The sequence below is a fragment of the Vibrio sp. SCSIO 43009 genome (genome assembly GCF_023716525.1).
Classification (GTDB): Bacteria; Pseudomonadota; Gammaproteobacteria; order Enterobacterales; family Vibrionaceae; genus Vibrio; species Vibrio alginolyticus.
Genome location: NZ_CP071842.1, coordinates 3,295,517 through 3,315,520, shown reverse-complemented (window position 1 = coordinate 3,315,520; position 20,004 = coordinate 3,295,517). Strand labels below are relative to the sequence as shown.

16 protein-coding genes and 3 tRNA genes are annotated in these 20,004 nt (G+C 45.8%); 12 read left to right on the top strand and 7 right to left on the bottom strand.

All coding sequences use genetic code 11. From position 1 onward, the window contains the following. Positions 1-11: 11 nt before the first annotated feature. The 3 genes from J4N43_RS15360 to J4N43_RS15350 all read left to right on the top strand — a co-directional run bounded on the left by J4N43_RS15360 (position 12) and on the right by J4N43_RS15350 (position 352). Positions 12-88: transfer RNA gene (locus tag J4N43_RS15360), tRNA-Pro, on the top strand. Between the two features lie 47 nt (positions 89-135). Next, positions 136-211: transfer RNA gene (locus tag J4N43_RS15355), tRNA-His, on the top strand. Positions 212-275: 64 nt separating this feature from the next. After that, positions 276-352: transfer RNA gene (locus tag J4N43_RS15350), tRNA-Pro, on the top strand. A 338-nt stretch (positions 353-690) separates the two neighbouring features. On the opposite strand, the gene J4N43_RS15345 is transcribed toward J4N43_RS15350, so the two are convergent. Next, positions 691-1,416, bottom strand: a complete 726-nt coding sequence (locus J4N43_RS15345) for an HAD family hydrolase (protein ID WP_053349777.1) — start codon at positions 1,414-1,416, stop codon at positions 691-693. Positions 1,417-2,077: 661 nt separating this feature from the next. On the opposite strand from J4N43_RS15345, the gene J4N43_RS15340 reads away from it, so the two are divergent. The 5 genes from J4N43_RS15340 (at position 2,078) to J4N43_RS15320 (ending at position 8,694) form a co-directional block, all read left to right on the top strand. Next, positions 2,078-3,793 (top strand): dipeptide ABC transporter ATP-binding protein, encoded by a 1,716-nt coding sequence (locus J4N43_RS15340; RefSeq protein WP_005379108.1) that lies wholly within the window; start codon positions 2,078-2,080, stop codon positions 3,791-3,793. Positions 3,794-3,885: 92 nt separating this feature from the next. Then, positions 3,886-5,439: an ABC transporter substrate-binding protein gene (locus J4N43_RS15335; RefSeq protein WP_005379109.1), complete on the top strand. Its 1,554-nt coding sequence runs from the start codon at positions 3,886-3,888 to the stop codon at positions 5,437-5,439. 147 nt (positions 5,440-5,586) lie between these two features. Then, positions 5,587-6,564: an ABC transporter permease gene (locus J4N43_RS15330; RefSeq protein WP_005379110.1), complete on the top strand. Its 978-nt coding sequence runs from the start codon at positions 5,587-5,589 to the stop codon at positions 6,562-6,564. Positions 6,565-6,566: 2 nt separating this feature from the next. Next, positions 6,567-7,517: an ABC transporter permease gene (locus J4N43_RS15325; protein ID WP_005384239.1), complete on the top strand. Its 951-nt coding sequence runs from the start codon at positions 6,567-6,569 to the stop codon at positions 7,515-7,517. Positions 7,518-7,674: 157 nt separating this feature from the next. Beyond that, positions 7,675-8,694: an SPOR domain-containing protein gene (locus tag J4N43_RS15320; RefSeq protein ID WP_053349776.1), complete on the top strand. Its 1,020-nt coding sequence runs from the start codon at positions 7,675-7,677 to the stop codon at positions 8,692-8,694. Between the two features lie 75 nt (positions 8,695-8,769). Here J4N43_RS15320 and J4N43_RS15315 read toward each other — a convergent pair whose 3' ends face one another. From J4N43_RS15315 to J4N43_RS15290, 6 genes are all read right to left on the bottom strand, one after another. Continuing rightward, positions 8,770-8,913 (bottom strand): hypothetical protein, encoded by a 144-nt coding sequence (locus tag J4N43_RS15315; RefSeq protein WP_012841245.1) that lies wholly within the window; start codon positions 8,911-8,913, stop codon positions 8,770-8,772. Beyond that, positions 8,903-11,224, bottom strand: coding sequence for a hypothetical protein (locus J4N43_RS15310; protein WP_053349775.1), 2,322 nt, complete (start codon positions 11,222-11,224; stop codon positions 8,903-8,905). The genes J4N43_RS15315 and J4N43_RS15310 overlap by 11 nt, the downstream gene beginning before the upstream one ends. A gap of 261 nt (positions 11,225-11,485) precedes the next feature. Next, positions 11,486-13,054: a hypothetical protein gene (locus J4N43_RS15305; RefSeq protein WP_053349774.1), complete on the bottom strand. Its 1,569-nt coding sequence runs from the start codon at positions 13,052-13,054 to the stop codon at positions 11,486-11,488. Positions 13,055-13,056: 2 nt separating this feature from the next. Next, positions 13,057-13,629 (bottom strand): sigma-70 family RNA polymerase sigma factor, encoded by a 573-nt coding sequence (locus J4N43_RS15300; RefSeq protein ID WP_005379118.1) that lies wholly within the window; start codon positions 13,627-13,629, stop codon positions 13,057-13,059. A 2-nt stretch (positions 13,630-13,631) separates the two neighbouring features. Next, positions 13,632-15,104, bottom strand: a complete 1,473-nt coding sequence (locus J4N43_RS15295) for a hypothetical protein (RefSeq protein WP_053349773.1) — start codon at positions 15,102-15,104, stop codon at positions 13,632-13,634. A 13-nt stretch (positions 15,105-15,117) separates the two neighbouring features. Further along, a complete protein-coding gene (locus tag J4N43_RS15290; RefSeq protein WP_053349772.1) occupies positions 15,118-16,470 on the bottom strand; it encodes a serine/threonine-protein kinase in 1,353 nt (450 codons plus the stop codon). Positions 16,471-16,689: 219 nt separating this feature from the next. Between J4N43_RS15290 and J4N43_RS15285 the strand changes: the two genes are divergently transcribed. The 4 genes from J4N43_RS15285 (at position 16,690) to J4N43_RS15270 (ending at position 19,688) form a co-directional block, all read left to right on the top strand. Next, positions 16,690-17,697, top strand: a complete 1,008-nt coding sequence (locus J4N43_RS15285) for a substrate-binding domain-containing protein (RefSeq protein ID WP_017636149.1) — start codon at positions 16,690-16,692, stop codon at positions 17,695-17,697. Between the two features lie 55 nt (positions 17,698-17,752). Beyond that, entirely contained in the window at positions 17,753-18,688 is a 936-nt protein-coding gene (locus tag J4N43_RS15280) for a LysR family transcriptional regulator (RefSeq protein WP_005379132.1), read from the top strand. A gap of 269 nt (positions 18,689-18,957) precedes the next feature. Continuing rightward, positions 18,958-19,362: an SMR family transporter gene (locus J4N43_RS15275; RefSeq protein ID WP_005379135.1), complete on the top strand. Its 405-nt coding sequence runs from the start codon at positions 18,958-18,960 to the stop codon at positions 19,360-19,362. Next, positions 19,359-19,688, top strand: coding sequence for an SMR family transporter (locus J4N43_RS15270; RefSeq protein ID WP_005478614.1), 330 nt, complete (start codon positions 19,359-19,361; stop codon positions 19,686-19,688). Before J4N43_RS15275 ends, J4N43_RS15270 begins: the two co-directional genes overlap by 4 nt. The last annotated feature ends 316 nt before the right edge of the window (positions 19,689-20,004 follow it).

The window sequence follows — 20,004 nt, the reverse complement described above, 5'->3', positions numbered from 1 at the left end:
TAAAACATCGTCGGTGAATAGCGCAGCTTGGTAGCGCATCTGGTTTGGGACCAGAGGGTCGGGGGTTCGAATCCCTCTTCACCGACCACTATTTAGTTTATGGCTATATAGAGCGGTAAACAGCAAAAATTGATGGTGGCTATAGCTCAGTTGGTAGAGCCCTGGATTGTGATTCCGGTGGTCGCGAGTTCGAATCTCGTTAGCCACCCCATTAATTAAGGTGACTTCTTAGTTGAAGTGTCCTGTCTGATTTGAGAAAATCAGCAAATACAGTTCGGTGAATAGCGCAGCTTGGTAGCGCATCTGGTTTGGGACCAGAGGGTCGGGGGTTCGAATCCCTCTTCACCGACCACTATTAGAAAGCCTGCTTTTTAGCAGGCTTTCGTCGTTTTAGAGTTTATGATCTCGCTTGGACTGTATTAGTCGGTAATGTATCAATGGATTTGAACCCAAGTGGGGTTCGCCTGAAGTTAGGATTCGGCTCTTCACCGACCGCTATTTAGAGCCTCAGTCGAAAGACTGGGGCTTTTTTGCATCTCTCCTGAAAAGAATCGGCATTCCATTTCAATTTTCCCCAAAAGTGTACAGCTCTAGGGGCTTTTGACCACCTATGATCCAAATGCTTTTCGAGCTGACAAAATAAACCCCAGAGCAGTGTCTGGGGGTTTGTAGTTTTCTAATCCGCTGCTTTTATTGGGCGAGTGTTTTAAGGATTTCTTTTACTTCTACCGTTTTTTGGATTTCAAAACTTGGCGTTATATCCGTTGAGTTACTTGCGCCTGTCGCATTCACCCACACACTCAAAATGCCCATATTGTTAGCGCCAGCAATGTCAGCAGGTAAAGAGTCGCCCACGTGTAGAGCCTCTTCTGGTTTTACTTCGACCAAGTCGAGCGCTTTTTGGAAAATACTTGTAGCAGGTTTCTCTTCTGGCTCTTCTCCTCCCACAATAATATGGTCCACCCAGTTGCTCATTTGTGTCGCGTTTAATTTAGGGTGTTGAGAAAAAATCGGGCCGTTAGTGATCACGACGAGTTTGTAATGTTGACGAAGGTCGCTGAGCATTTCTTTTACACCAGGGAAGAAAGTGAACGCGCCCATACGTGCAGAGTCAAAGTAGTCTTGAGCTTGTTGAGCCTCTTTTGCAGTGATGCTGACGCCTTGCTCCGCCAAGATGTTTTGGATCAGGCCACAACGGAAGGCATTTTCATCGGGTAGCAGAGCCACAAGGTGAGGGAACTCAGCATTCAGCTTTTTGTATACACCCTGTAAGTAGCACTGCAAAAAAGCTTTTGGCTCAGTCACTTGTGGGTAGGTTTTATGAATCCAAGTTGTAAACGCTTGTCCTGCAACTTTATCGGCTTGTGACGTTGCACATAAAGTCTCGTCCATATCAAAAAAAATCGCTTTAAGCACAGGGGCTCCTTTTATTTACGGCTTGGCTTTGACACTGTTCATCTATTATCCCACTCTCAATTGTGTCGTAAAGGGTTAAAACCGGCGAGTTTTCTTATGACGTACGAATGAGGATAGCGGTACTTTCCTTTGTTTAGTCAATAAACCGCTTAAGTGGCGCATAATCTGCGTTGGAGCAGGATTTGTGTGGTTTTGCTGTTTTGTTCACGTTTTGACCTATCCTTTCTCTTCCTAAGTTTGGCTTTTTGTATTTGCCGACTATTTTATTAATAGTTTTTTATGTTGAAAAAACACTTTTTGCATATGATATTGTTTGTTAAATGTTAATAAATGCACATGAATAATATGGTTAATGATCTTGTTTAGCTCATGTTTACTTTTAGAGCATTTTTCTAGTTTTATTGGTGCATGACGCACAAAAATAGTGTGATATGAAAATGGTTAAATACTTGTTAATGCATTTTTATTCGCTAATTGTGCGTTTATTTAATGTTTTTTCGGCGGAATATACTTTAATTGTTGCTTTTTTGTGTGATTTTTGCCAAATTATTTCCGCATTAAGATTTCAGAGTATTATTCTGAATTTGAACGGATTCATTCAGGTGATGAATGGTGCCTTTGGCATGATTCGATACCACAGACAAGGCAGTAGAGGTCTGAAATGTCACTATTAGAAGTGAAAAACCTTCGTATTGAATACCCATCCCGACACGGCGTTCACGCTGCCGTGAAGTCACTTTCTTTTCATATTGAACGTGGTGAAATCGTGGGTGTTGTTGGCGAATCAGGTGCGGGTAAATCCACCGTTGGTAACGCTGTTATCGATTTGCTTAGTCCCCCAGGTCGCGTTGCTAGCGGTGATGTATTCTTGGATGGAGAAAAAATTTCTGGCCTATCACCAGAAGCGATGCGTAAGGTTCGCGGCTCGAAAATAGGTTTTATTTTCCAAGATCCGATGACCTCGCTCAATCCACTTTTTACTGTTGAGCAACAGCTGAAAGAGACGATCCACGCCAACATGAAGGTCTCTGATGAAGAGGCGTATCAGCGCGCGCTTTCTCTTATGCAGCAGGTTGGTATTCCGCAACCAGAAAACCGCTTAAAACAGTACCCGCACCAATTCTCTGGTGGTATGCGTCAGCGTGTTGTCATTGCCATTGCTTTGGCTGGTGAGCCTGATCTCATCATTGCGGACGAACCAACTACGGCGTTAGACGTTTCTATCCAAGACCAAATCCTCAACTTGATCCGCGAGCTGTGTATCAAGAACAATGTCGGCTGTATGTTGGTTACTCACGATATGGGTGTCGTCTCCAACGTCACCGATCGCGTGGCGGTAATGTATCGTGGTGACTTAGTGGAGTTTGGACCAACAGCCAAAGTATTGGGCGATCCTGATCACTCTTATACTCGCAGTCTAATTTCAGCGGTACCACGTTCAGACAGAAAGCTAGATCGTTTCCCGTTAGTAAGCTATATCGAAGAAGCAGCGGAAATGGAGCCACTCGATATCAAGAACCACTGGTTAGGACAAAGCCAAGATGAGCGTGAGTACACTGGCCCGCTTTTGGACGTGAAGAACGTCAATCTTCGCTTTGTGACCAAAGACTCTTTGTTCGAGAGCCGCCGAGAATACGTGCAAGCATCTAATAATGTGAGTTTTGAAGTGCACGAAGGCGAAACCTTTGGTTTGGTGGGCGAGTCTGGTTCAGGTAAATCGACCATTGCACGTGTGATTGCTGGTTTATACCAACCTAACTCTGGTCAGGTGAAATTCGAGGGCATTGACCTGACCGCTTTAACCTCTGAGAAAGAGCGCCGCCCGATGCGTCGTCAAATGCAGATGGTGTTCCAAAACCCATATACTTCAATGAACCCTCGTATGAAGGTATTCGATATTATTGCTGAGCCAATCCGTTTCCATAAATTGACGAAAAACGAGTCGGAAACTCGCCAAATCGTGAATGACCTATTGGATCATGTTGGTTTGGGTCGAATGGCTGGGCTTAAGTACCCTCATGAATTCTCCGGTGGTCAGCGTCAGCGTATTTCTATTGCGCGTGCGTTGGCGACTCGTCCTCGACTTTTGATTTGTGATGAACCGACCTCAGCACTGGACGTATCGGTACAGGCACAAATTCTAAACTTGCTGAAAGATCTGCAAAGTGAGCTGAACTTGACTATGTTGTTTATCAGCCACGATTTACCTGTTATTCGTCAGATGTGTGACCGAGTAGGTGTGATGCAAATGGGTACACTTTTAGAAGTGGCCCCAACAGAACAGTTATTCACGGCACCTCAACACGAATACAGCAAAAAATTGATTTCTCTGATGCCGGAGTTTACTGGCTTGCGAGAAGAGATCGAAACGGCATAAACCAAGCAATTCGCTTGGCTAACCTTTAGTCATAACAAAGACGCAAACACAACAACAAGGGATCCGTATCCCCGCATGAAGGAGTTATGCAAATGAAAACCATGAAAAGCAAATTAGCAGTGGCGCTAATGGCTGCGGGCCTAAGCTTTAACGCAATGGCAGCAGATATCAAAGTTGGCTATGCAGCTGACCCAGTATCGCTTGACCCACATGAGCAGCTATCAGGTGGCACACTGCAAATGTCACACATGGTATTTGATCCGTTGGTTCGCTTTACTCAAAAAATGGACTTCGAGCCTCGCCTAGCAGAAAGCTGGGAACGCATTAACGATACGACTGTTCGTTTCAAACTGCGTGAAGGTGTGAAATTCCATTCTGGCAATACTCTAACGGCTGACGACGTCGTGTGGACGTTCCAGCGTTTACAAAGCTCTCCTGACTTTAAAAACATCTTCGACCCGTACGAGAAAATCGTCAAAGTTGACGACAACACGTTCGATCTTGTAACTAAAGGTCCTTACCCACTAGTGCTGCAAACCGCAACGTACATTTTCCCAATGGACAGCAAGTTCTACACTGGCAAAACTGCGGACGGCAAAGATAAGTCTGAGCTAGTGAAGCACGGTAATTCATTCGCATCGACTAACGTTTCTGGCACGGGTCCATTCATTGTGACTTCTCGTGAACAGGGCGTAAAAGTGGAATTTGAACGCTTTAAAGATTACTGGGACAAAGAGTCGAAAGGTAACGTTGATAAGCTAACGCTTGTGCCAATTAAAGAAGACGCAACTCGTGTAGCAGCGCTGCTTTCTGGCGGTGTTGACATGATTCACCCTGTAGCGCCAAACGACCACAAACGCGTTGAAGATGCTGATGGCATCGACCTAGTTACGCTACCTGGTACTCGTATCATCACGTTCCAACTAAACCAAAACAGCAACGAAGCATTGAAAGACGTTCGCGTTCGCCAAGCGATTGTTCACGCAATCAATAACGAAGGTATCGTGAAGAAAATCATGAAAGGTTTCGCAACGGCCGCTGGTCAGCAAAGCCCGGCAGGTTACGTGGGTCACGATGACAAACTGGTTCCTCGCTACGATTTGAAGAAAGCGAAAGAACTGATGAAAGAAGCGGGTTACGAAAACGGCCTGACGCTAACGATGATCGCACCAAACAACCGTTACGTGAATGATGCGAAAGTAGCACAAGCGGCGGCGGCAATGTTGTCTAAGATCGGTATCAAGGTTGATCTGAAGACCATGCCAAAAGCGCAATACTGGCCAGAGTTCGACAAGTGTGCGGCAGACATGCTGATGATCGGTTGGCACTCAGATACGGAAGATTCGGCGAACTTCAACGAGTTCCTAACCATGACTCGTAACGAAGAAACGGGCCGTGGTCAGTACAACTGTGGTTACTACTCAAACCCAGAAATGGACAAAGTGGTTGAAGCTGCGAACGTAGAAACGGATCCTGCGAAACGTGCAGAAATGCTGAAAGGTGTAGAAGCGACACTATACAACGACGCAGCATTCGTACCGCTACACTGGCAAAGTGAAGCGTGGGGTGCGAAGTCTAACGTGAAAGCGGCAGACATCGTTAACCCAATGGTAATGCCTTACTTCGGTGACCTAGTGGTTGAATAATCACGGTTAGTCGACTTTGAGGAGGGATGGATTTCCCTCCTCAACTTAAAGCACTCGACTCAGTTTTGTTTCAGTCGGATTGAGTTGGTTATTTAGACTGAATTTTCTCTCTAATTTAGAGATCTATGGATAGTTAAGGGGCAAGGAATGTTTTCGTTTCTGGTCAAGCGCCTGTTTCAGGCACTGATAGTGATGTTTGTGATCAGTTTGGTGGCGTTTGCCATTCAGGACAACCTGGGTGATCCGCTGCGTGAGCTTGTAGGTCAGTCGGTTTCGGAATCGGAGCGTCAAGCGCTACGCGACGACTTGGGCCTGAACGATCCCTTTATCACAAAGTACACGCGCTTTGTGGGTAATGCACTGCAAGGTGATTTGGGTACCTCATATTTTTTCAAGCGACCTGCGGTTGAGGTGATTCTCGACAAGCTGGTAGCTACATTAGAGCTCGTGTTTGGCGCGACGCTTATCATCATTGTTTTCTCTATTCCGCTTGGGGTGTACTCTGCGATTCATCCTAAGAGTGTTTTTACCAAATTTGTCATGGCGATGAGCAGTGTCGGCATCTCGATTCCGGTGTTCTTAACCGCAATCATGCTGATGTATGTCTTTTCAATAGAACTCGGTTGGTTGCCTTCCTATGGGCGAGGTGAAACCGCTAACGTACTCGGTTGGGAATCTGGCTTCTTTACCATTGATGGTATCAAGCACCTCATCCTACCTTGTATTGCGCTAGCGTCTATCATGTTGCCGTTGTTCATCCGCTTGGTGCGTTCAGAAATGCTGGAAGTTCTGAGTTCGGAATACATTAAGTTCGCCAAAGCAAAAGGTTTGAACTTACAAAAGATTTATTACCAACATGCACTTAAGAACACCATGCTGCCAGTATTGACAGTAGGTGGTGTGCAGATTGGTACCATGGTTGCCTACACCATTCTTACTGAAACCGTGTTCCAATGGCCGGGCACTGGCTTCCTTTTCCTAGAGGCAATCAACCGTGTAGATACACCGCTGATCACTGCCTACGTTATCTTTGTTGGTCTGATCTTCGTGGTAACCAATACCATCGTTGACTTGCTGTACGGCATCATCAACCCAACTGTGAACCTAACTGGAAAAGGAGCTTAATCATGAGCCAATCAAATTTAACACCAGCTCCTGCTCCATCAGCGTGGCAGCGTTTCAAAGAGTCAGATTTTCTGTATTACTTCAAACGCGACAAAGTGGCGATGGCGAGTTTTACCGTCTTTATGATGTTCTTAGTATTGGCATTGGCTGCACCGATTCTTGCGCCAACAGACCCGTACGATCTGACGTCTATCGACATCATGGATTCTGAGTTGCCACCTTCGTGGATGGAAGATGGCGATGAGCGCTTTGTGTTGGGTACTGACGAGCAAGGTCGCGATATTTTATCGACCATTCTTTACGGTTCTCGTTTGTCTTTGACGATCGGCTTTTTAGCCGTCGGTCTTCAGTTGATTCTGGGTATCATCATTGGTTTGTCGGCGGGTTACTTCGGTGGTCGTATCGATAGCTTCTTGATGCGCTTTGCGGATGTTCAACTATCGTTCTCGACCATGATGGTGGCGATCATCGTCTCTGCAATCTTTAAAGCCAGCTTTGGCAGTGATTTTTACAGCCAATATGCGGTGGTCATGCTGGTGGTGATCATCGGTGTGGCAGAATGGCCGCAATACGCACGGACTATTCGTGCCTCGGTATTGGCAGAGAAGAAGAAAGAATACGTCGAAGCGGCGCGTGTGATGGGCTTTAAAGCTCCGCGAATCATGTTCCGTCACATTCTGCCAAACTGTCTATCACCAATCTTGGTTATCTCGACGGTACAGGTAGCGAACGCGATCATGTCGGAAGCGGCGCTGTCATTCCTAGGTTTGGGTCTGCCAGTCGATCAGCCGTCACTGGGTGCGCTAATCAGCATCGGCTTTAACTACATCTTCTCTGGTGCATGGTGGATTACTGCTTTCCCTGGCATCGTGCTAGTAACATTGGTTTTGGTTATCAACCTGTTGGGCGACTGGCTGCGTGATGTATTCAACCCGAAACTGTACAAAGGATAAGAATTTTCCCACCAAGCGTTGTAAATTCACTTAATTCCTTCCTAAACTGAGAGCCGGATGCAAATTCCGGCTCTTTTTTTGCTAGTTATTCTTTGTTCACATTTTTTTGGCGCTTTTCCGCCATGATGACCTTACCCACTAATTTAGAGTGAAGTGTATGGAAATGAAGAAGGCCCAACGCCCATCTAACGTCTTCCAAGCAAGCCTGGCTTTGGGTTTGTTGCTGGTATGCGCCCAGTTTTCTAATCCAGTTGAGGCGGAGGAGTTCCTTTGCCAAGCCACTCAAGCTAGCGAGAAAGAATTACCGATGCTTGAGAAAACGTGCCCAATTGGTAACGGAGTATGGGGAAAGAAAGTGCCGCAGGGGGGCAACTACCTTTACTGGATTCAATGCGGATTGCTACCCAAGCCTATGTCTCTCGCGAAAGCTAAGCCTCTCTATAGTAAAATCACGACTGACGTATGGATGAAGCCTGAATCCAAAGGCTATCGCTGTTTGATTGGACCTTACAAGGCATTGTCTGATGCGAGGGATGACTTACGAGGAGTCAAAACCTTGTCGAATTACAAAGAGGCGTTCATCCGAGTGGTTGGGAAAGGGACGAAACAACCAGTAACACCACCTACACCTAAATCTACTGTATCGTCGAAATCAGCCGCATCTTCGGTTAAGCCAACACCGACGGTGACCCCGAAACCCGCGCCAGTTCCTGCTGTGCGAGCTGATACCGACGCCTTTAAAGCGCGGGCAGAGAAGCCAGATACCAAGGCAAAAAGTTCACATGATAGCTCTTCGTCTACGCCTGTTGCTAAGACCAAAGCGAAGCCAATTGTCACTGGAAATGATGACATTGAAGTTCGGTTGAGAACTTCAGTACAGGGCAAAACGTACGTGGTCCCATATTTACTCGATCACCATAATCAGTTTTACATGGAACATGGTAAGCCGTGGAACCGCCTCAACTACGAAAACTCGCACAAAGTATGTCAGCACCTGGGTATGAACTTAGCTAACCCTGCAGAGTTTAAAGCGCTGAGGGCGTCTGGGGTGATGGAAAAAAATCAATGGCCACTGCAACTGCCGTATTGGGGCAAAGATAAGAAAGGTTTGTTCGCCGATCGTGAGCCCAATCAGCTCACCGGGACCTCATTATTGAACGTGGTGTGCGTGAAATAACGACTCAGATATTGTGGTCAAAATATAGAAGAAAGCCCCGAGTTCGGGGCTTTTTTGCGGTCTCAAATATTATCGCTATTTGAGTGGCGTTTCTTTGTGACAGTTAGAGCAGATATACACTTCTTTGATGCCGACCAATCGTTCCCAAAGTGTTCTGCGTCTTCTACGCAAATGCACGCTATCACAGCAAGGGTTAACGATGGTTGCTTTAGTCATCATCACCAGGCTCCAAAATCGGTAGTGAACTCGCGATGCTTGTCATGGCTTCTTTGCTGTTAGAGTACAGACCATATTCCGGTGCGGATTCATGACCGTTTTGTTCTTTACTCCAACGAATACCAATATAAAAGTCACCAAAATCGCGGTTGATGTAACGATGACGAGTTTTGTAATCTGACTCTGAGCCTGTTTCTTCTAGAATCAGCAGTTCACGGTCTTCATCATTCTGGATTTCCCAATTACCTGGAGTTTGGAATCCTGTTGGCATGAACGAAGTGTAGTTGTAAGTATCAGTGTCGTATTCGTACGCACCTGACGAGTATTTCAGGACTGTGTCGTCGCCTGTGCCATTACTTTCTACCATCAAGTCATGCTCTACCGTGCCGTGTTTGATGTGTTCTGCAACCGAAAGTGATTCTGCAAATGGGGTATTGCTTGAGTCCATCCAGAACAGCTCATCATCTGAGATTTTAACGATCATTTGAGTGCCGTTATGCTCGGTTTTGTGCTGGTACAACATTTCATACTCGTCGCCGTAGCTGTTGTATAGCTTACCGTCTTTCAGCTCAACGTCGTTACAGTCTTTATTGTTGTATTCCGTGTAACCAGTTTGTTGGTCCAGATCGGCAAGAATGGCGTAAGCATCGTGTTCCCATGTGTCTTTTAGGAAGTCACTGATGTTCGCTTTGTATTCTTGATTCATCTCATCGTGGTTTGAACCCCAGCAGAATAGTAGGCCTTCAGAATCTTGCATCAACATGGCGTAGCCAATTTCACCATCTTTCTGTGCAAAGCTACCCATTTTCCATTCTTGACCGTTGAAGTGCTCGTGAGTGAAGCCCAAAGTCGGTACTACTGGTGGTGGCGTGACGCCTTCGATAACCGTTGGCATGCTGAGCGCAATTTGTACCGCGGTATGGCCATCTGTTGCGCTAATCGCAAGTACTGCTCCAGCTTCACCTGCTTTTGTTGGTGTGCCTTTAATGGTGATAATTGCATTACCATCCTCAGATACTGTTAGACCTTCAATGTCTACATAGTCCGCTGAGTAGTCGGTAATTTGACCGTCTTTATCTTGGAACAAACCAGAAATATCGAGTGTTTGTTCAAACACTTCACCTTGTTGTAGGTACCAACCATCAACGATGGACTGCAGACGCGCTTGTTCTGTTTCTACAACCATTGGTGGTAAGTTTGCCGATTCGATTTCGAACTGAAATACGGTGCTTACCGTACCCAAAACCTTACCTGACGAATCAATGTCTTGCGCCGTTAGAACAATCTCAAAATCACCAGCTTTCTCTACGATTGCAGTTGGATGTAGAACAATCAGGTTGCCAGTTTGCACAACTTCAATGCCTGTGCCTGCAAAGTTGTGCGTCAGTTTGGTTGTCACAAGGTTTTGGTCTTTGTCTGCAAATAGACCTTCAATGTCTAGCTCTAAGCCATCAAAGTCCACGCCTTGTACGATTTTTGGTAGTTTTTCTAGCTTATCTTTAGCTGCCTTTTCGACGATTTTGTTTACGGTTAGCTTGTTATTAACTGCCGTTTCAGGTGCTAAGGTGTCGCTGTCTGGGGTCGCGTCAGTGATGATTGGACGTAGATTTGGGTCATTGATGTTTTCGCCAGATGCAACAAGACGTTCCACTTCTTGGTTTGCCGCTTGAGCAAACTCCGTGGCTTTTTTCTCGTAGTTCGTTGGGTTTTGTGCTTTCGAGTCGGTCAGAATCTGAGCGGTTTTATGTAGTTCGGCGTTTTTTGTCGCACCTTCAACAAAATCACTGTACAGATCAATTGGTGCTTCTTCTGAGCCTCCTAGCGCTTGGTTTACTTTCGCTTTCGCATCTTCTTCACTAATGGCTGGATCTTTTGCCATTTCAATCGCCACAAGATCCGTGATAGGTGAAATCACGTTTGACGATGTTGGTGCACGGAATACGATTTCGTGCGCCATAGCTTGGCCTGGATGATCCATATCAACCGTGTATTTGCCAGCGTACTCTTTCGCATCCAAGGCGATGAGCTGTTTCTGCTTTGAACCGTTTGGTGTGATGGTCTGTAGCGCTAGAGTGCTTTCTGGTTTTGCATCCAATTTCAGTTGACCTTTCTCATCGGTCAGACCAAGGAATGTTTCTTGAGTGTCCCATTGGCCGTTGTTGTTCGTATCTTCAAAAACAACGGCATGCTTGAAGTAGCCGTCAAAACCTGTGATCACAACGCCGTCGTTAGCACTGTTTGAACCACCATCTGAACCGCCACAGCCTGTAAGAGCGATAGCCACTGACGCTGCTAGTAAACTCACCTTATTCATTATTTATTTGTCCTTGTTTCGTTTCCGAATGAGAAAGTCGCTTTTTTATTCTTTTTTTCTTTATATCTCACTAGTGAGATATAAGAGAGTGGTGTCTTTTTAATGACTATTGAGCTTAGGTTCAAGACACGAAAATCCGCACAAAACCCGTAAAATTTATTTCTATTTTTTGTCTATGATAGAAAATTTATAATTTGATCACGGTTCCAGTTTTATTTTGGAAATGATTGTTTTGTTAAAATAACCACCTGTAAAAAAGGTTTATTGGGTGTCGCTAAGGACAGGGGCGTGATAAATCATGTTGATCTTAAATTCCTCAACGCGATCAGCGAGCTCAGGTTTTGGACGTAAAATGTAGCTATACACCTCGCCATCAAGTAGCTCGTCGTAAGGGGAATAGTTAAGATCAAACGATAACGATTGTTGTCCAGTAGCGGGGGTGCTGATGAACTCGTGGCAATCAATTTGGTAAGTCGGATCGTCTGGGTTAGGGTCTGATATGATGTCGATTTGATAGTCTCCTTGACCAGCAATGACATGGCTGTGATACCAAATGGCGACATCGCTACAATACAGGTTAGGACCATAAGTGTGTAAATTGAAATCGGATTCGATGCTTTCACCATGAGGACCAATGACTTGAGTACCATAGTGATAAATATAATTGCCAACTTCAGCAACCAGATACCCCCCACTTGGGAGAGGTAGCAAATAATCAAAAAAGGAGATTTGATGCAGATATCGTCCTGTCGGTGCATTGATGCGCTTTTCCATGGACTGCTTGTTCTTTTGCATGGTATAGCTTTCGAATTGTTTACCATCAAACACGGTGGTGAAGTAGTTCCGAGTATCTTCATGAACCTGAGATGGGTATTCTTTTTTGATGGTCCAAATTTGGCGTACACCTTGGACATAAACGATCAACGAGTCATCACTGATTTTGTACTTGCCCACTTTTTTCAAGTCTCCCTTTTCAGGACACTGGCGTTTGTTGTGTGAGGCGGCATAACTTACTTCGCCCCCCTCAAACTGAAAGGCCTCGCAATACACCACTTCATACGCGTACGCGATACCTGCAAGATTTTGTGTCGTCTCTAGGCGATAAACTACATCGCCAACTAACGGGTGTTCTGTGTCATTTTGATCGGGTGTGATAACGGGTAACTCAAAGCGCGTTGTGACCCATGCATGATCGCTATTACCGTGATAATCATCGCGCGCTGCTACCGCCAAATATGTGGTGGTTTTTATTTCCTCAGGCGCTCCTTGCACCATCATTTGTCCTTGGTTGAGGACTCTTAACCCATTGGCGTTTTCAAGCCAAATCTGAGTGGTGAGGAGATCGCCATCTGGGTCTTCAAAAAGCTGGTTAAGGTTGAGCGAATAACTCACCGGAGAGTTTTGTTTCAGCTCCCAAGCATAAATAATGGTTTGTAGCTGCTGTTCCACAGTGAGGTTGATGATGGGTTTATTATTCTCTGATGGGTCCTCTTGTGGTCGGCTGTTCTTATCACCCAATGCTGACTCGTAAAACGTGTTGTCTTCTGTGGTATGAAATGGATTCGTAACAGGGCCTGGTTGTCCTAAAAGGGCGGAGTTAAATGCGTCATCTCCCGTTTTTTTAGGAGTGCGATCCAACGCAGAACCTGTCAACGCTTGCTTTACTTCAACTAAAGATGTGCGCTCATATTGACGATGTGCTTGCTGGGTTGACTTGTCGGCGTTGTCTGACGAGTCTTTCACAGATGCCAAATTGTGTTTGTTTGAAATGAAGTAAATACCGAACAAACCGACGCATACTGTGCCGATTATCCAAAGCTTTTTGTTCATGATTACGTGTGCGCCATTCGTGATTGTAGCCAACTGCGAGAGAATTTGAGGTCTTTCTCTATCAGGCTTGCGCTGCACTCGAGTAGCTCACTGATTTCTTGGTTTTTCATGCCCATTAAATACTTGAGTTTGAGTGCGCTCGATTGGCGTGGATAGCGGCTACTGAAACTATCCAGAGCTTTATCCATGATAATCAATTGCTCGAAACGATCTTCTTCATCTCTCATCAATGTAATGTGTTGACGCTTTTGTGCTTGGTGCGAGCGTGCGTTGTCGATCAAGATTTGACGCATCACTTTGGCGGCCATCAAAAAGAAATCGCGCTTTGTTTCAATTTCACTCATGTCGCAGTTGGACATTTTCAGGTAAGCATCATGAATTAATGCTGTGGTGCTGTTGACGCTGTCTGCCAGTACTTTGTTGTCGGTGCCGTACTTTTCTGCATTTCGTTCACGCTCGTGTTGGGCGATCTTACGCAACTGTAAATAAGCAAACTGATAGAGTTCGCTCTCAGCTCGTTTATCACCAGATTGCCATTGTTGAATGATTTGTGTCAGTGCTACTGCTGTTGCCATGGTTATACATCCTCGCTCACTTTGACAAATTCAGAAATGGTGTGGGTTTCAATGCGATCGGAACCGTCTTGGTTGCGCAGAACATTTTGTTGATAGCGATATAAAATGCCTTGCTCCCAAGTTGCACCAGCTGGCAAGTATTCCCAGGTGGTGTAATTGATTTCGGATGGGGTTGTTGACCAACGTACCATGACGTTCATTTGCGCGAGTTCGGCTTTGGGGGCGCTATTGTTGACCCACCACATGTCGGCAAATTCGCGGGTAACATCTTGGGTGTACAGGCTTGTATCGGTTGGGCAGGTGTCCGTATTTTTCGGCAGTCGCATGACTTGTTGATGGCGCATCAATAGGCACGATTGTGTCATGGACTGTTGGTGGTATTCGGTTTGCTGCCACACGCCGAGGTAGTCAATGTCGTGTTCGCTAGTATTGGGATACGTAAACCAGAGCATTTCTGTGCGGTTATTGTGTTGGATGTTTTTTTTACGCCCGAGACCTTGTACTTTTTCCATCAATAACACGGTGCTCGGATCAAAATTGAGGGCAACGGAGCGGTACTTCCAGTCGCCTTCATCATCGAAGTCTTCGAGAGAGAAGCCATTCAAGTCGTTGCGGGTGCACCCTGTGATTGAACAACCAACGATATTAAACCAATCCGCAAACTTGCTTATCGGTTCGACGACATCTTCCGTGATAGGGCGCTTCATCGAGAGGAAGCAGCCTTGAAAATGATCGCCAATGCTTGGGTGTTCAATCAATGAGTCTTTGGTGATAGTGAATCGAGTTTCACCAATAGGAGGATGATATTTGGGATGATGCTGATAGCGTAGATCGTAAGCACAAGCGCGGCCTTGCCAATCCTTCTTTTTGATGACGATGTTTTTGAACGTCATGTCGCGAGGTTCAAAAATGATCTCATCAGAGGAAAAGTTTTTTTCAATGTACTGCTGGCTTTCGTTTAGGTGCTCAATCGCCTCATTGACAGATACCCAATCGAGATTGAGGTAGCGTTTAGCGTCATCCAGGTAATTGAGATCAAGGCCTTTGAGCTGGCTTTGAAAGTGAGGATCAGACAGCACACGGTTTGCTAGGACAATTTCCTCACGATTCTCAGGCGTGCTGTCGAGAGAAAGCAGCAGACGCGTCATATTGATGCTGCGGCTAGGTTTGGTTGTCGCCATCGTCGGCGTCAGCACTTCTTGGCTTGATAAGGTCGTCAGCAGATAACCTTTATCATCGTTACCAAGGAAGAAGCTAATTACATCACCGGGTTGGTAATGAAATGCTCCTTGCTGAGTGACGCCAGTGATATTGGAACTGGTTTTGTAATACAGGCCAGTCACTGGGGCGTCGATAAAGTAGCCTTGCTTCAAGGTTGAAGCTGGTGGGTGTGAAGTGGCAGCTGAAACGTCTGCTGCCAACGTGGACGTAGCCGTCAATGCAGACAGCCAAAATACCACTGAACGAGTATACATCTTGTTTTAAGCCTTATTGGTTGGTGCTGTCCTTAGACGCACAATTTGGCTGACAACTCATTGGTGTAGTTAGGTGCTTCTCTGGCACCGGTGTCATCATCGCCAACAACATTTTTTGTTTTATATGTTTGGGGATATCTGGGTTAGAGAGTATCCGCCTTCGTGTTAACTCCATCATGGAGTTCACTGAGAGATGTTCGACATTTTGCCCCTTCGCGTGGAAGATGAGGCGAGTCATTTCGTACATCATATCTTCTGCAATCTTCTTCTCTTGTTGCAGCTGGATATTCTTTTGCATCATGGCGCTGCCAAATAACACACCAGAGAGCACAATGATGCCTGACAATACCGAAGCAAGGGGACGTCGTTGTACCAAGCGAAAGGCGCTATACAATGGCCAGTTTTTTTTCTGCTCGATTGGACGGCGTTCGATAATTCGTTCGATATCAATGCGCAATGCTCGAACATTGATATATCGCATTTGAGTGGCAGGACGCGTTGCGCGTCTTATCACCCAGTAAACATCAGACCAAATTGTTGGTGATGGAAACATCAAAGCGAGAATTTTGCCTAAGGAGTACACGTCGCTTTGCTCTGTTAGAACCTGTCCTGCTTGCTGCTCTGGGCTGGCAAAATTTTGGCTAAACGCAATCAGCGCTGAGGGTGAATCTTCTCGGTTGGAGTGCGCTTTTTGAGTCAAGTTGAAGTCAAGCAGCTTGGGACGCTTGCTACGATCAATCAGTATATTTTCTGGTTTTAGATCGGCATGCAAAACCTGGTGCTGATGGGCGTGCTCCATCGCCTGACAGATCTGCTTAAACAGCAGCAGCTTCTCCGTTTTTTCTAGCTTATTTTCAGATAGGTACTCATCCAAAGTTTGACCAAACACCCGCTCCATCACGATGTAAACCGAATCTTGATGGAGACCGCCGTCAAACACTTTCGCGATGTAAGGATGGTTTAGACGCGCGAGAAGTTGAGCTTCATCGAAGAGTGCGCGTTGCCCTAACACATTGCTCAAATTGCTTTGAATAAACTTGATAGCCAGATCTTGCTCGAACGTTTCATCTGCACGTAGAGCTGCGTATACGACACCCATGCCACCACGCCCCAACTCATGAGTTAGGCGGTACTTACTGATGATTTCTCCGCTTAGATCGACGTCTTGGTTCGTTGCCTGATGAGCACCAAAATAAAGTAACTGCGTTAGTTGTTCTTCCGGTGTCTCGTTGGCTAAAAGAGGAACGAGTTGTCGATACAGCTCAGGTTGACTTCGTTGCAATGCTTGGAGGTATTGCTGCTTTTGGGAGTCGTCCAGATCAAGCAGGTGGTAGTAAATCTGGGTTTCGCTAGAGCCTAACTGCACTGTGACTAATGTCTTATTCTTTTAGGTACGGCATTTTATAAGAACTTTGATATAAATGTCATTTATTTATTCGGTTTTGATTCACAATCCATGAAACGCAATTTGATGGCTAGTGGAGTAATAACGTCATGATTTTGCGAATTATTTTCACTGAGCTTGTCGGCAGAGAGTCTATTCGTCATAATGTTACTTGTAACATTACTGATAAATCACATATTTATGGCTCAACAGAATAAGAAAACTCGTACGACATTGCAGGATGTCGCAGACCAGGTTGGCGTCACGAAAATGACCGTTTCACGCTATATGCGTAACCCCGAATCGGTGGCAGAAAAGACTCGGGCCAAGATTGCGACTGCGATTGAAGAGATGGGTTACATCGAAAACCGTGCACCGGCGATGTTGTCAAAGTCCTCCAGTAAAGCCATTGGTATTTTACTGCCGTCTTTGTCCAACCAAATTTTTGCTTCCTTTGTTCAGGGCATAGAGATGGTGACCAAAGCCAATGGCTATGAGACGCTTTTAGCGCATTTTAGCTACGATGAGCTTGAAGAAGAGCGCAAGATCGCGTCATTACTCTCTTATCAAGTCGATGGGCTTATTCTAACTGAAAGCCATCACACGCCGCGTACATTACAGATGATCAAAAATGCGGGCATTCCGGTGGTCGAAACCATGGAACTGCCATCGGAGCCGATTGATATGGCGGTTGGACTCGATCATGAGGATGCGTCGTACACCGTGGTTAAGCAGATGCTAGATACGGGGAAGCGTACAATCGTCTATTTTGGCGCGCGTCTGGATACGCGAACCAAATTGCGGATGCAAGGTTACGATCGCGCGATGACAGAAGCAGGGCTAGAACCCAAACATGTATTAACTGGTGATCATTCTAGTTTTTCTTTAGCACATGATTTGCTCGAACGCGCACTGGAAACGCACCCAACGCTCGATGGGGTGTTCTGTACCAACGATGACATCGCAATTGGCACCATGTTGAGTGCGCAGCAACGTGGCATTCAAGTTCCACAGCAATTGGCAGTGGCGGGCTATAACGCGCTGGATATCGGTCAAACCATCAGCCCGAAACTGACCAGCGTTGATACGCCGCGTTTCCAAATTGGTGTAAAGAGCGCAGAACTATTAATTGCGCGCCTGAAAGGCGAAACGCAAGAAGAAAAAGTCTTCGATATGGGGTATCAGATTACGTCGGGAGAGAGTGTTTAACTCGCAGTTAACCGCTCTTCGTATTCGCTCATTAATGGTATTGGCAGGTTAGGGTATGGCACATCAGCTGGATGCATTGGATCTCAACTTAATGCGTTTATTAAAAGCCGTGGTGGAAAACCGCAGCATCAAGCTGGCCGCAATGCAGCTTGGCATTTCTCAACCGAGCGCCAGCCGCGGCGTGATGAAGTTGAAACAAGTGTTTGATGACCCGCTTTTTGTGCGTAAAGCACATGGGGTAGAGCCATCACCCATGGCGATTCGTCTCGCCGCCGAGTTCGACAATATGGTTGCACCACTGGAAAAAGTGGTGCAAGAATTTGAAGTGTTCGACCCGCTGCAATACCAAGGGCAGATTGCGATTGTAACTGACCCTTATTTGATGGATGAACAAGGGCAGCGACTGCTCACTGGTTGTCATCGAGCCTTTCCCAAAGCGCACTTTGCTTTTTCCAGCTGGAATACTTACTCGCACGATGAAATGTTAGAAGGCGAGCACGATTACTGCATTCTTGACCAAGAGACCGAGCTGTCGAAAGACATTTACATGCGCCCGTTATTCGTTGAAAAACGAGTGATTTTGGCGCGCAAAAACCACCCAACGTTGTCGAAAGTCAGCAATGATTGGGACACGGTGTCCAAACTACCACTTGTCTCTTTGCCTGCGCCCGCGTCATATAAACCGCTTTGTACCGTGGAGTCCGAGTATCGACGTATGGGTTATGAGCCAGTAGTGTTACTGAAGTCCTATAATTTGCGTTTGGCTTGCCAAATGTTGCAAGAAACCGACGCGATTATGTATGCCAGTCAAAGCTCGGCATTGTTGATGCCAGAACTCGCCTCTTACGCAATGCCACCCGTTAATCGTGAGTTCAGTCAGTTTGTGGTCTCTGGCGGTTTCCTTCAAACCAACCGCAACCATCCTTTGCACAGACACCTACATAAAGTGGTGCGACAAACCCTCAATACGCCGCTGATTTTTACGCAGTGACGTCACCTGATGGCATCAGCTGAATGAGAGAGCAGATGCTTTAACCTTATCAATGTTGTGTGATTACATAGACAACTTATTTCTTAAGATATTCAAAAATGAATATCTCAATTACCTGTCTCTTTTTCCTACCCAGCGTTAACCTTATCTCAAATAGTCAGGAGAAGTGGCTCATTTTTATCTTTTTAACTTTTTGAATGTCGATACAGGTACGTGGCATTCACCATTCTCCGTTATGCATTTTTTTAATTTCTGATGGAGGATTAATCATGCTAGTTGCACGTCTATTTTTATTGCTCGCCATCGTTGCCGAAGTGGCTGGCACCAGCACTATGTCTCTTATCGGACAAGGGCACGGGTGGTGGGGCTACATCGTAATGTATGTGCTGATCGCAATCTCTTACTACTTTCTCGCGTTTGCCGCGAAGAAAATATCTATCGGTGTGGCATACGCTGTCTGGGAAGGGTTAGGTATCTCGTTGATCACCGTGGTGTCGATCATCGCCTTTGATGCCAACTTAAACCATCAAGAGTTGTTTGGTTTGATGTTAGCCGTTGTTGGCATTGTGTGTGTGACCTTAGGGGAATCACATGGTCAACCTAACGCCAAGAAAAATGCCGATAAACCGGCAAAAGAACGTTCATTTTCTACTAGTACAAGGTGCGAATCATGAGTCAATTTTTTACGATGTCATTTGGATTTGTCGTGATGGCTGCCTTGGTCGATATCATGGCCAATATGGCGCTGACACGCTCAAAAGGTTTTAAATATAAAGGCTGGGGCATTGCGGCGATTGTGTTGGTACTGACAGCATTCACGCTGTTGGCACAAGCGGTGAAAGAGATCGACTTAGCCATTGCTTATGCCTCTTGGGGTGCGATCGGTATCTTGGGTACCGCAGTGGGTGGAGCCTTGCTGTTTAAGCAGAAACTCAAGCCAATCGGCTGGTTTGGTATCTTTGTGGTGATTGCTGCCGTCGTAGTGATGAAGACCGCTTGATGTAATTTACTGAATGCTAGATATCGTCATTCTGAGCAGCAAGAGACGAGCGTGATTCAGAATCTACCAACAAAAAGTGCTGTGGAAGAGGGGTTTTCTCTGGCTTCACAGCACCTTGATATTAGATTCCTGATCTCGCCTAGGCTCGTCGGAATGACGGACTCATTCATTTTTAAAAAGAACAGAGGCCAATCCTAAAGTTCGTCATTTTGAACAGCAAGAGACGAGCGTGATTCAGAATCTACCAACAAAAAGTGCTGTGGAAGAGGGGTTTTCTCTGGCTTCACAGCATTTTGCTATTAGATTCCTGATCTCG